11 protein-coding genes are annotated in these 12,290 nt (G+C 73.6%); 7 read left to right on the forward strand and 4 right to left on the reverse strand.

Going from position 1 to position 12,290, the window contains the following annotated elements; translation table 11 throughout:
- The first annotated feature begins 50 nt into the window (after positions 1 to 50).
- Together ACWIGU_RS11505 and ACWIGU_RS11510 are read left to right on the forward strand one after the other, a co-directional pair.
- The gene (locus tag ACWIGU_RS11505; protein ID WP_454400527.1) at positions 51 to 1,205 is read left to right on the forward strand and encodes a sensor histidine kinase; all 1,155 of its coding nucleotides are present in this window, start codon (positions 51 to 53) and stop codon (positions 1,203 to 1,205) included.
- On the forward strand, positions 1,193 to 1,837 hold the full coding sequence (locus tag ACWIGU_RS11510) for a LuxR C-terminal-related transcriptional regulator (protein WP_454399737.1): 645 nt from the start codon (positions 1,193 to 1,195) through the stop codon (positions 1,835 to 1,837). The genes ACWIGU_RS11505 and ACWIGU_RS11510 overlap by 13 nt, the downstream gene beginning before the upstream one ends.
- Positions 1,838 to 1,930: 93 nt before the next feature.
- Here ACWIGU_RS11510 and galE read toward each other — a convergent pair whose 3' ends face one another.
- The 4 genes from galE to ACWIGU_RS11530 form a co-directional block, all read right to left on the reverse strand.
- Complete coding sequence (gene galE, locus ACWIGU_RS11515; protein WP_454399739.1) at positions 1,931 to 2,911, reverse strand: UDP-glucose 4-epimerase GalE; 981 nt, start codon at positions 2,909 to 2,911, stop codon at positions 1,931 to 1,933.
- Between the two features lie 111 nt (positions 2,912 to 3,022).
- Positions 3,023 to 4,645 (reverse strand): glycosyltransferase family 2 protein, encoded by a 1,623-nt coding sequence (locus ACWIGU_RS11520; RefSeq protein WP_454399741.1) that lies wholly within the window; start codon positions 4,643 to 4,645, stop codon positions 3,023 to 3,025.
- Between the two features lie 48 nt (positions 4,646 to 4,693).
- Positions 4,694 to 5,932 carry a glycosyltransferase 87 family protein gene (locus ACWIGU_RS11525; protein ID WP_454399743.1) on the reverse strand — a complete coding sequence of 413 codons (1,239 nt, stop codon included), beginning with the start codon at positions 5,930 to 5,932 and terminating at the stop codon, positions 4,694 to 4,696.
- Positions 5,933 to 6,034: 102 nt separating this feature from the next.
- On the reverse strand, positions 6,035 to 6,508 hold the full coding sequence (locus tag ACWIGU_RS11530) for a MarR family winged helix-turn-helix transcriptional regulator (protein ID WP_454399745.1): 474 nt from the start codon (positions 6,506 to 6,508) through the stop codon (positions 6,035 to 6,037).
- 138 nt (positions 6,509 to 6,646) lie between these two features.
- Here ACWIGU_RS11530 and ACWIGU_RS11535 point away from each other — a divergent pair, with 138 nt between their 5' ends.
- The 5 genes from ACWIGU_RS11535 (at position 6,647) to ACWIGU_RS11555 (ending at position 12,290) form a co-directional block, all read left to right on the forward strand.
- Positions 6,647 to 7,063 carry an organic hydroperoxide resistance protein gene (locus tag ACWIGU_RS11535; RefSeq protein ID WP_356281091.1) on the forward strand — a complete coding sequence of 139 codons (417 nt, stop codon included), beginning with the start codon at positions 6,647 to 6,649 and terminating at the stop codon, positions 7,061 to 7,063.
- A 188-nt stretch (positions 7,064 to 7,251) separates the two neighbouring features.
- A complete protein-coding gene (locus ACWIGU_RS11540; RefSeq protein ID WP_454399747.1) occupies positions 7,252 to 8,847 on the forward strand; it encodes a glycosyltransferase family 39 protein in 1,596 nt (531 codons plus the stop codon).
- Positions 8,844 to 10,613 carry a hypothetical protein gene (locus ACWIGU_RS11545; protein ID WP_454399749.1) on the forward strand — a complete coding sequence of 590 codons (1,770 nt, stop codon included), beginning with the start codon at positions 8,844 to 8,846 and terminating at the stop codon, positions 10,611 to 10,613. Before ACWIGU_RS11540 ends, ACWIGU_RS11545 begins: the two co-directional genes overlap by 4 nt.
- Positions 10,614 to 10,676: 63 nt before the next feature.
- Entirely contained in the window at positions 10,677 to 11,420 is a 744-nt protein-coding gene (locus ACWIGU_RS11550; protein ID WP_454399751.1) for a methyltransferase domain-containing protein, read from the forward strand.
- Between the two features lie 33 nt (positions 11,421 to 11,453).
- Positions 11,454 to 12,290 (forward strand): TylF/MycF/NovP-related O-methyltransferase, encoded by an 837-nt coding sequence (locus tag ACWIGU_RS11555; RefSeq protein ID WP_454399753.1) that lies wholly within the window; start codon positions 11,454 to 11,456, stop codon positions 12,288 to 12,290.

The following is a 12,290-nucleotide window of genomic DNA, read 5'->3' on the forward strand; positions in this document are numbered from 1 at the left end:
GACGGCGTACTCGTGCGGACACCCCCTAGCCTGTGGCCATGGTCATGGCCATGCGGGAGACGGTGCGGGGGGCGGCGTGTGCCACAGGGCAGTTGGCCGTGGCCGCCGGTCTGGCGCTCGTCTCCTACCTCTTCATCGGGCTGCTGCTCTTCACGGCCGTGCTGACCCTGCTCGTGGTCGGCGCCGGGGTGCTGCCCGAGACCGTGCTGCTCCTGCGTCGTATCGCCGGGTTCAAGCGGCGGCGCGTGGCGGCCTGGTCGGGGCGGGAGGTCCCGGAGGCGTACGTCCCGCTCACGGGGATGCTCGCCGAGCGCGTGCGTGCCGGGGTCTCGGACCCCTGCACGTGGCGTGACCTGCGCTGGCTCGCCGCGCACTTCCTGTACGGGTGGCTGCTGCTGTACGTGTCCCTGGTGGTCTGGGCGTTCGGGCTGCTCGTGGACGGCGTGTGGTGCGGGCTGCTCGGGCGGCGCGCGGTGGTGCTGCCGCTCGTGGCGCGGCTCGCGGACCTCGATGCCTCCTGGTCCGGCGCGCTCCTCGCGCCCCCGCCGAGTGCGCGGCTCACGGACCGGATCGAGCAGCTGACGGCGACGCGGGCGGGAGCGGTGGCCGCGCACGGGGCCGAACTGCGGCGTATCGAACGGGACTTGCACGACGGGGCGCAGGCCCGCCTCGTCTCCCTGTCGATGCGGATCGGGCTGGCCAAGCGGGCGTACGACCGTGATCCGGCGGCTGCCCGCAAGCTCATGGACGACGCGCAGGACCAGGCGGAGGAGGCGCTCGCCGAGCTGCGGCACGTGGTGCGCGGTATCCATCCGCCGATCCTCACCGACCGTGGCCTGGCCGGCGCCGTGCGGGCGCTCGCCGCCGGTAGCGGGCTCGACGTGACGGTGCACGAGGACGGTGTGGCGGACGGGCCGCGCGCCCCGGCGGCCGTGGAGGCGGCGGCGTACTTCGTGGTCGCGGAGGCGCTGACGAACGCGGCGAAGCACAGCGGCGCCGACCGGGCGACCGTGGAACTGGCGCGTACGCAGGCCGGGTTGAGGGTTTCCGTGCGGGATGAGGGGCGGGGCGGCGCGCGGCAGTCGGGCGGCTCGGGGCTGCTCGGCATGCGGCGCCGGGTTGCCGCGCTCGACGGGACGACGGAGGTGTCGAGCCCCGTCGGGGGGCCGACCGTGATCGAGGTGGAGCTGCCGTGCGTGTGGTGATCGCTGAGGACAACGCGCTCCTGCGCGAGGGGCTCGTCCTGCTGCTGAGGTCGGCCGGGCACGAGGTCGTGGCCGTCGCCGAGAGCGGGCCCGAGGTGCTGCCCGCGCTGCTGGAGCACCGGCCGGAGGTGGCGGTGCTCGATGTGCGGATGCCGCCGGGGTTCCGGGACGAGGGGCTGCGAGCGGCTCTGGAGGCCCGGAAGTCCTTGCCGGGGCTGCCGGTTCTGGTGCTGTCGCAGTATGTCGAGGAGTCGTATGCCGCCGAACTCCTGGGTGACGGCGCGAGCCGTGTCGGCTATCTGCTCAAGGACCGGGTCGGCCGGGTCGACGAGTTCCTCGACGCGCTCGACCGGGTGGCCGGGGGCGGCACGGCGCTCGACCCCGAGGTCGTCACGGAGTTGCTCAGCCGGCGCCGGGACGACCCGGTCGACGGGCTCACGCCGCGCGAGCGCCAGGTGCTGGAGCTGATGGCGGAGGGCCGGGACAACACGACGATCGCGCAGACGCTGGTCGTGTCCGAGCGGGCCGTCAGCAAGCACATCGGCAATGTCTTCGCGAAGCTCGGGCTGCCCCCGAGCGACAGCGGTCACCGGCGGGTGCTCGCCGTCCTGGCCTACCTCAACCGGGCGTAGGAGCCGGCATCCGCCGCCTACGGCTGGTTCAGCCCGTGACCACGCTGATCGCCGGGTGGATCTCCGGCCTCACGGGCGCGCGCCGAACGGGGCTCACCTCACGGCGGTCCCGTGCACCCGCACCCATCCCTGCCACGCCGACTCGACCATGTCGCGTACGTCGCGCTTCGCCGTCCAGCCGAGCTCCGTAGCGATGCGGTCCGCGGAGGCGACGACGCGGGCCGGGTCGCCGGGGCGGCGCGGGGTGACGACGGGGTCGCTGCCGTGGCCCGTCGTCGTGTTGATCAGCTCGACCATCTCCAGGACCGAGACGCCTTCGCCGCGGCCGATGTTGAGGGTGAGGTCCGTGCCGGGGGCCGCGCCGGAGAGCCGGCGGGCGGCGGCCACGTGGGCCTCGGCGAGGTCGACGACGTGGATGTAGTCGCGTACGCAGGTCCCGTCCGGAGTCGGGTAGTCCGCGCCGAAGATCCGCGGGGCCTCGCCGTCGGTGAGCCTCTCGAAGACCATCGGTACGAGGTTGAAGACGCCGGTGTCGGCCAGTTCGGGGGTGGCCGCGCCCGCCACGTTGAAGTAGCGCAGGGAGGCCGTGGCCAGGGCGTGTGCCCGGCCCGTCGCGCGGACGAGCCACTCGCCGGCGAGCTTCGTCTCGCCGTACGGGCTCATCGGCAGGCACGGGGTGTCCTCGGTGACGAGGTCGACGTCGGGCATGCCGTACACCGCGGCGGACGAGGAGAAGACGAAGGACGGGACGCCGCCCGCTGCGACCGCGTCCAGGAGGACGCGCAGGCCCTCGACGTTCTCGTGGTAGTAGTGCAGCGGCCGCTCCACCGACTCGCCGACCTGTTTCTTCGCGGCGAGGTGGACGACGCCGGTGATGCCGTGCCCGGCGATGGTGCGCGCCACGGCGTCCGCGTCCAGGGTCGAGGCGACGACGAGGGGTACGCCGTCCGGGACGCGCTCGGCGACGCCGGTGGACAGGTCGTCGTAGACCACGGTCCGCTCGCCCGCCTCCTGCATGGCGCGGACGACGTGCGCCCCGATGTATCCGGCACCGCCGGTGATCAGCCAGGTCATGTCGGTTCAGGGTCCCCTCGGTCGTGTCGTGTCTCGTCGGGCGCGTGCGGTCGGCGTTCTAGGGCCTGTCTTCACATTCCCGCCTGCCCCACGGCGATGTGAAGGCAGCCCTTAGTGAACCAGGCGGTTGAGGCGGCCGCGTGCTACCGCCAGGGCTCCGCGTACGCCGGGTGCGAGGCGTACGGCGAGGGCTCCGGAGTGGGTCGCGTACGGATGGGCGAGCAGCACGCCGTGGCGCAGGCTCGGCAGGGCGGTGCGGCGCAGGAGGCCGGGGCCGGTGACGGCGTGGGCGCTCGCGTCGCGGCTCGTGCCGTCCGCGAAGTTCACGTGGAGGCGCAGGTCCCAGGTGCCGGCGGCGAGCGCGGACAGGTCGAGGGACGCCTTGGCCTCCCAGGTCCCGGCGTCGCGCCCGGGTACGAGGGTCACGGTGCGGCGCCTGGCGGGGCGGTGGCGCCGGCGGTCGATGACCTCGATGTCGACGGTGGCGGGGCCCGCCTCGGCGACGCGCCCGTACAGGTCGTGCAGGCGCAGCCGCAGCCGTGAGCCACGCGCGCGTGGCCGCAGTTCCGCCTCTATGGCGATGGGGAGGAGGCCCATGGGGCGTACGAGGAGGTGTTCGAGGGTCACCTGGGGGAGGTCGTCGGACCAGATCGGCGTGCCGTCCGCGGCGCGTGCGTAGGGCGGGCGCAGCCGGGCGGGGCGGGCCGCGACCTCCTTGAGGCGGGGCAGGTCGCGCGGGTGGTCGGAGGCGAGGATCACGCGGGCGACGACGCGGCCGGGGGCGGGCGCCGCGTCGATGTCGGCCGTGTCGAAGGTGGCGAGGTAGGCGCGGGTGCGGTTCCACCACTCGGCGCGGTACTCGGGGCTGCGCAGGTCGAGCTCGCGGGCGTACATGCGCAGGCTGTGGTCGAGGAAACGGGTGCGGGCGGCGCGCGCCAGGCGCTTGTGCGAGGCGGTCAGGAGGATGTCGACGGACTGGCGGTGCGCCTCGATGCGGCCGGTCCAGTTGTCGAGTCCGGCCCGGTCGAGGGAGAGCGACAGGCGGTCGGCGTCGCGGCGCACGTTCCAGATGTAGACCGTGTCGGGGACGAGCGCGATGCGCGGTCCGGCGGCGAGCACGCGCGCGGTGAACACGAAGTCCTCGTAGACGAAGCGGCCGTCGGGGAAGCGGATCCCGTGCTCGCGCAGGAAGTCCGTGCGGTAGAGCTTGTTGACGCAGAGGGTGTCGTGGACGAGGCGGGGGCGGCGCTCCGGGTGGGGGACCACGGCGGGTCTGGCGTACAGCTCCGGCTGCCACGGGATGTCGCGGCCCGAGGGGAGTTCGCGGCGCAGGCACAGGCCGGCGGCGACCTCGGTGCCGTGGGCGAGCGCCGCGCCGAGGAGGGCGTCGACGGCGCCGGGCGGCAGCACGTCGTCGCTGTCCAGGAACATGACGTACGGGGCCGAGGCCGTGTCGATGCCGTCGTTGCGCGGGGTGCCGCAGCCGCCGCTGTTCGTGGCGCGGCGCACCACCTTCAGACGTGGCTCGTCGTCCGCCGTGCGCCGGAGCAGCTCGCCGCTGCCGTCCGTCGAACAGTCGTCGACGGCGATCACCTCGCGGACCGCGGGGCCCTGGGAGAGGGCGGAGCGTACGGCGTCGGGGACCCGTGCGGCGTCGTTGTAGCCGATGACGACGACGGAAACCTGTGACTGCGGGGGCGACGGCTGCTGGGGCTGGGGCTGCACTGCTTCCACAGAAGGAAATCCTAGGCGTTTGCGGTAATTGTCCGGTAAGTAAAGTTCCTATGCCTCTGATCCTTTCCAGAGGGAACGGAACGAGAGGACGGCACCTGCGAGGAGCAGGCCGTTGCGCGCCAGCATCAGCAGCGAGCCCGTCCAGGTGGCCGCCTCGACGTCGCGGTACAGGACCGGGTACGCGAGCGCGCTCAGGCCGGCCGCTGCCACGACGAGTACGGCGACGAGGCGCTGGGTGGTGCGGTGCGAGGTGAGGCAGACCGCGGCGAGCCCGAGCAGCCAGATCAGGTACTGCGGGCTGATCACGCGGCTGGTGACGGTGAAGAGCAGGACGGCGCACAGGGCCGCGTCGAACGGCGTCGCGGGGCTCCAGGTCACCGCCCGCAGCCGCCAGAACAGCAGCAGCGCCGCCGCGACGGCCGTGAGCACCAGGGAGGCCGCGGCCACCGCGCCCACGTGCGGGCCGACGTACTCCATCGCCCCGAACTGGTAGCGGATGTGCCCGGACCAGCCCGCCCGCCGCGCGAACGACAGGACCGTGCCGCCCAGCGACTCGATCTGCACCCCCCGCTCGCCCTGGTGGCGCAGGAACGAGAACGGCGAGCGGAACGCGACCGCGAGGGCCAGCAGGATCGCGACGGCGGAGGTGAGCGCCGCCGTCCACGCCTCCCGGCTGGTACGTCCCCGGGGCGTGCCGAGCAGGGTGAGCGCCGGCCACACCTTCACCAGCGCGCCGCACGCCGCGAGCACGCCGCCCGCGCGCGGGTACCGCCCCATGAACAGCAGCGCGAACACGGCGAGCGCGGTGACCTCGATGTCGTAGCGGGCCAGCGGGACGTGGAGCAGGAGCGGCAGCCCGGCCACCCACAGCCAGGCGCCGCCCGTACTGCGTCTCGGCCGCGCGCCGGTCCGGGCGAGGGCGAGCGTGACCAGGGCGTCCGTGGCGAGCGTGAGCGCGACGAAGGCCTGGAAGTACGTGAGGCCGGGGATCAGTCCGGGAGCCAGGAGGACGGGGCCCGCGCCGGGCGGGTACTGCCACATCGCGTCACCGGCGGGGAAGGCGCCGCCGGCGAGGGTGGCGTACCAGCGGGCGTACAGCGTGTGCACCTCGTGCGCGACGCCTCCGACGCCGAGCGGGGCGCGGTCGTCCGTGACGAGCAGGGCGAGCATCGCGGCGCGGGTGGCCAGCCAGGTCAGGGGGAACGCCGCCCGTGCGAGGGGTCCTGGGCGGACCCAGGTCGCGTGGACGGGCGCTGAGGTGGTGGGCGGCTGAGTCTCGAGCGTCACCTGTGCGAGCGTACGAGCGAATGCCCGTATATGCGGTGATAATCGGCAGAATGCGGCTTTCGTGTCGGGCGGAGTGGCGCCGGCTCCGGCGCCGGTGGCCCGCTACGCGTCCAGAGCCGCCCCGTCCAGCGCCGTCGTCAGGCGGTCCAGGCGGGCGCGCATGTCCTCGATCTCCGCCAGGTCGAACCCCGTCGCGGCCGCGATCCGGCGCGGCACGAGCGCCGCGCGCTTCCGCAGCTCGGTGCCCGCGCCGGTCGGCCGGACGTTCACCGAGCGCTCGTCGCGCGCGCTGCGCTCCCGCTGGACGAGGCCGGCCGCCTCCAGTCGCTTGAGCAGCGGCGACAGCGTGCCCGAGTCGAGCCGCAGCCGCTCCCCGAGCCGCTTCACGGGCAGCTCGCCGTCCTCCCAGAGCACGAGCATGACCAGGTACTGGGGGTAGGTCAGGCCCAGGTCCTTGAGGAGCGTGCGGTAGACGCCGCCGAACGCGCGCGACGCGGCGTTCAGGGAGAAGCAGATCTGGCGGTCGAGCCGCAGGAATTCCTCGTCGCCGGGTGTCTCGGCCGTCTCGGTGGTCATGGGTCCAGGGTAACCGGGACGCGTCGGTGCACAACTTGATTGTGCACAACTGAATTGTGTGCTCTACTTGTGTCCGTCAGCGCAGCACGCACTCCACCGCGGACGTCACCGCGGCCCCACTGCAGGAGGATGTTTTTCATGGAAGCGATCTACACCGCCGTAGCCACCGCCACCCACGGCCGTGACGGCCGCGCCGTCAGCTCCGACGGCCGCCTCGACCTCCAGCTGGCCATCCCCACGGAGATGGGCGGCGCCGGCGGCCAGGGCACCAACCCCGAGCAGCTCTTCGCCGCCGGGTACTCCGCCTGTTTCGCCAGCGCGCTCGGCCTGGTCGGCCGCGCCGCGAAGGTCGACGTCAGCGACGCCGCGGTGACCGCCGAGGTCGGCATCGGCAAGCAGGGCGAGGGCTTCGGGCTCGCGGTGACGCTGCGCGTGGAGCTGCCGGAGACGGTCGACGCCGAGACCGGCCGCAAGCTCGTCGAACAGGCCCACCAGGTCTGCCCGTACTCGAACGCGACCCGCGGCAACATCGACGTCGACCTCGTCGTCGAGTAGTCGTCCTGTTCGCGGGGTGCTCGCCCTGCCTCCAGGGTGTCGACGTTCCCTGGGGCCCCCGTTGACCCGCGCGAGCACCCCGCCCGTGCGCGCGAAGTGCCCGTGATGGCCGGTTGCCGCCGCTCGCTCCCTGGGCAAGGACGGCAAGGCTGCGTCACAAATCCGATCAATTGGGACAAGATCGGCGCGTGCGCATCTCGTCGGACGGTCCGCGCGGCCGCACCCCCAGGGCCCTTCCCGCCGCCGCGGCCGCCGTGACCGCGGTCCTGCTGCCGGGCCTGGTGATGCTGGCCCTCGGACTCTGGGGGCTCGACCGCGGCACGATCTGGCGGGACGAGGCCGCGACGATGCTCGTCGCCACCCGCTCCCTGCCCCAGATCCACCACCTCCTCGGCAACGTCGACGCCGTCCACGGCCTCTACTACGTACTGATCCACTTCGTGCTCGGCGGGCAGACCGACGCCTACCTGATGCGACTGCCGTCCGTCCTCGGCGCGACCGCGGCGGCCTGCCTCGTCGCCGTGATCGGGATCCGCCTGGCCCGGCCCCGCGTGGGCCTGTGGGCCGGACTCCTGTACGCCGCCTCGCCGTTCACCAGCTACTACGCGCAGGAGGGCCGCTCGTACGCGATCGTCGCGGCGGGCGCCGCCGCGGCGACGCTCATGCTCGTCCACTGCGTACGGCATCCGTCGTGGCCCGCCTGGGCCGGGTACGCCGGGCTCGTGACGGTGACCGCGTGGCTCCACGAGTTCGCCGTGCTCGTCCTCGCCGCGCACGCCGTCACCCTCCTCGTCTCACGCGCCGCCCCCGTGCTGTGGCGGGGCTGGGCGTCCGCCGCCGCTGCCGCCGTCCTGCTCGTCCTGCCCCTCGCCGACGCGGCGCGGGGGCAGAGCTTCCAGGTGGCGTGGATCCGCAGGCCGGGCTGGGAGGACGCGCAGGCGTTGCTGCGGCTCGCCGCCGGGCGCCCCGGTGCCGTCTTCCACACCACGCTTCTGCTCGCCGCCGCCGCGGTGCTCGCCCCCTCGGTCCGCCGGGGGGCGTGCGGACTCGTGGCGGTCGCGCTGCCGCTGGCCGTGGTGCCGCCCGCGCTGCTGCTGACCGTCTCGCAGTGGCAGCCGCTGTACGCGCCGCGCTACACGTTCTTCGCGTTCGCCGGGCTGCCCCTGCTGGTGGCGGCCGGCGGGGACGCGGTCCTGCGGCGCCTGCCGCACCGGGTGCGCCCTTCCCGGTACGTCCAGGTGACCGCCGGGGCCGCGCTGGTCGCGGTGGCGTTCTGGATGCAGTTCCCGGCGCAGCTGCGCGAGCGGTCGCCCGAGAGCCGCGGGGACGACTTCGGGTCGGTGGCGCGGATGGCGGAGCGGGACCTGCGGCCCGGCGACGCGCTGCTCTACCTGCCGAAGACCGGCCGGCGCCTGACGGAGACGTATCCGCGCGCCGTGGCCGGTGTGCGCGACGTGGCCCTGAAGTCGACGGGCGCCCGCTCCGGAACCCTGTACGGAGTGGACGCGAGCCCGGCCGAACTGCGCGCCCGGATGGCGTGCCTGACCCGCGTCTGGGTCCTCTTCGACGCGGGAGCGGGCCGCCCCGGCTGGCGCACCCGTGACGCGACCGAACGCACCGAACTCACGCTCCTGGAACGGGACTTCACCCCCCTCGCCGAGTCGAGACGCCGCAGCGGGCTGCTGCGCCTGTACGCGCGTGTGGGCGGCCCGGCGCCCACGTGCGCGGCCTCCGCGGGGCCGCCTGCCGCCGCGCCCACCGAGCCCACGCTGGAGTCACCGTGAACGCCATGCTCCCCGCCCTCCCCGGCAACCGCCGCCCCGACCCGCCGCGGACCGTGCCCGCCGCACGCGCCTCGCCCCCGTCCCGCCGGTGCCGGTGGGCCGACCCCGCCGCCGTCCTCGCCGCGACGGCGCTGATCGCGGTCAGGGCCGCGGGACTCGGTCGCTGGATCGTCGACGACGCCGCCGTCACCTTCGCGTACGCGCGCAGCGTCGACGAGGGCCTCGGCCCGGTCCAACTCCCGGGCGCCGCACCTGTGGAGGGCTACTCCAACCCGTCCTGGCTCGCCCTGATGGTCCTCGGCCGCAGACTCGGACTCTTCGACCACGGCGCGTTCCTGGGCGTCAGCGACCTCGTGCTCTACCCGAAAGCGCTCGCCCTGCTGTGCACGGCCGGCACGCTCGCGTGCATCGCGTGGACGGCCCGCGCCGTGCTCCCCGGCCGCGCCTGGGCGGTAACGCTCCTGGCGGGCACGGCCCTCGCCACGAACCTGTCCTACGTGGCCTGGTCCTTCTCGGGCCTGGAGAATCCGCTGTACGGGCTGAGCGCCGCCGCGACGGCCGCGCTCCTCGTCCGGGGCGTCACCCGCGGCGGCCTCACCGCCCCCCGCACCGCCGTCGCCGCCGCCACGATCGCCCTGCTCGCCGCGCTGACCCGCCCCGACGGAGCCGTACTCGCGGGCGCCTACCCCCTCGTCCTGGCCCTCTTCGTGCGCCGGCGCGAGCTGCCCCGCTCGGTCCGCGCGCTGGCCCTGCACGCGGGTGTCGTCGCCGTGCCCTACGGGGCGTTCCTGCTGTGGCGGCACGCCGTCTTCGGCCTGTGGGTGCCGAACACCGCGGTCGCCAAGGCGCAGCAGACCCCGCGACTCGCCCAACTCACCCAGACCGGCGACCTGTTGACGTACGCCGGCTGGGCCTTCGCGCTCATCGGCGCGCTCTGCGCCGGCTCTGTCCTCGCGCGGCCCGGCCAGGGGCGGCGGGCCCTGGTGGCGCTGCTCGTGCCGCTGCTCCTGTCGCTGCTCGCGTACGGGGTGCTCGGCCGGGACTGGATGGCCCTGTACCGGTTCGCGACGCCGGTGTGGGTGCTCGCGGCGGCCGTCGCCGCGCTGTCGGCCGTAGCGCTGTGGGAGGGGGAGGGGGCGCGCGGCCGGGCCGTCCTCGCCGCGGCGCTGACCGGCGCGCTGGTCCTCGCCCACGCCGGACAGGCCGAGCGCGAGGCCTCGTTCAAGGCTCACCCGACGCTCTCCATGTGCTTCGTCGCGGAACGCTACGGCCAGGTGTTCAACACGTACGCCGAGCGCCTCGGCCTGCGCCACGCCACCGTCGCCCTGCCCGACCTCGGCGGCACGCTGCTCACCACGCGGCTGCGCGTACTGGACCTGGCCGGCCTGACGGACCGCCGTGTCGCGAGGGCGTACGCCTCCGGCCGCATGAGCGCCTTGCGTGACCATGTCCTTCGCGCCGAGCGTCCCGAACTCCTGCACGTCCACGCGGCCTGGGTGGACAAGCCGGGCCTGACCCCCGCACGCCTGGCGGACGCCGGGTACGTCCCGCTGTACCGGCAGCAGAACGGCGGTGACTTCGTCCGGGCCGACGCCGTCCCCGACCCGGCCCGGATCACCGCCGTACGCGCCTGGGCCAAACCCCACCTCGACGACTTGATCGCAGGTCAGGACCACACCGGCGCCTGCGGCGCCACCCTCACCCCGTACTCGGCCAGGGGTGTCACGGGGTGGTCCCGGCATACGCCGGGCCGTCCCGCACGGTGACCCCACGCGGACCTGCGCGTTGAAAAGCCATCAAGTCACCCAACCCCCTTGATGGAGGCCGCCATGCACCAGTCCGCGTACGAACAGATGGAGCTCTGTGTCCGGAGCTACCTGCCGCGCGGGCGGCGGCTGCGGGTGGTCGACCTCGGCGCGCGGGTCTCGGACGGGCAGGTGCGCACCCACAAGTCGCTCCTGGAGGGGTACGACACCGAGTACGTCGGCGTCGACGTGCTGGAGGGGCGCAATGTGGACGCGGTGATGGCGAAGCCGTACCGCATCCCGGTTCGCTCCAGCAGCGCCGACTTCCTCATCTCCGGCCAGGCCTTCGAGCACATCCCGTTCTTCTGGGCCTCGATGCTGGAGATCGCCCGGGTCCTCAAGCCGGAGGGCACCGCGTTCATCACGGCCCCCTCGCGCGGCCATGTGCACGACGCGCAGGACTGCTGGCGCTACTACCCGGACGGGATGCGCGCCCTCGCCGCGTACACACGTCTCGAACTGCGCGAGGTGTACACCGACTTCCCGCCGATGAAGGGCATCCGGCACGCCTACGGCAGCATCGACGCCAAGCACGCCTACTGGGGCGACACCGTCGGCGTCTTCCGCAAGCCGGCCAAGTACCCGCGTCTGACCATGGCGTTCGTGCGCTCGACGACGCGCTGGTGGGCCAATCGCGTCGGCGGTGTCGACGGGGTGCCGCTGCCGACGCCGCTCGCGGGACGGGAGCGGTGCGGCCGGCCGCTGACCCTTCCCAAGCCGGTCGGCGCATCAAATGGTGAGAAACGCCTGCGGGTTGACGAAAAGTGACATGCGGAACAACGCGGACGTAAGGTGCCGCGCATGGCATGGCGAAGCGCAGTGAATGGCGTCATCAAGCAGCTCACCGGGTACCAGCTGACCCGCGTACCGGTGCCCGCTCCCCGGCGCGCCGCCCGCGCGTCCGAGCCCGCGCCGCCGGCCCCGGCGCCCAAGCCCGAGGCGACGCCGAAACCCAAGGGCCTGGTCCTCCCCGAGGACTACGACGACGAGGCGAAGGCCGTCATCCGTGCGGTCAAGCCGTACACGATGACCTCACCGGAGCGGCTCAACGCCTTCATCCTCGCCACCCGCCACATCGTCCGGCACAACATCCCCGGCGACATCGTCGAGTGCGGCGTGTGGCGCGGCGGTTCGATGCAGGCCTGCGCCAAGACCCTCCTCTCGCAGGGCGACACGGAGCGCGGCCTCTACCTCTTCGACACGTACGAGGGCATGACGCCGCCCACCGAGGAGGACCTCAGGCGCGACGGCAAGTCCGCCGGGGAACTGCTCGCCGCCCAGGGCAAGGACCGCCCGATCTGGGCCGTCGCCACCCTCGACGACGTCAAGTCCGGTTTCCAGGGCGTCCCTTACCCCGCCGACCGGCTCCACTTCGTGCAGGGCAGGGTCGAGGACACCGTCCCCCGGCAGGCTCCCGAGCAGATCTCGATCCTGCGCCTGGACACCGACTGGTACGCCTCCACCAAGCACGAACTCGACCATCTCTACGACCGGTTGGTGCCCGGCGGAGTCCTCCTCATCGACGACTACGGCTACTGGCAGGGCTCGCGGCAGGCCGTCGACGAGTTCCTGGAGAAGACCGGTGAGCGGCTGTTGCTCCTGCGCATGGACGAGGGGCGCATCGCCGTCAAGCCCTGA

The organism is Streptomyces sp. NPDC055400, from assembly GCF_053644375.1.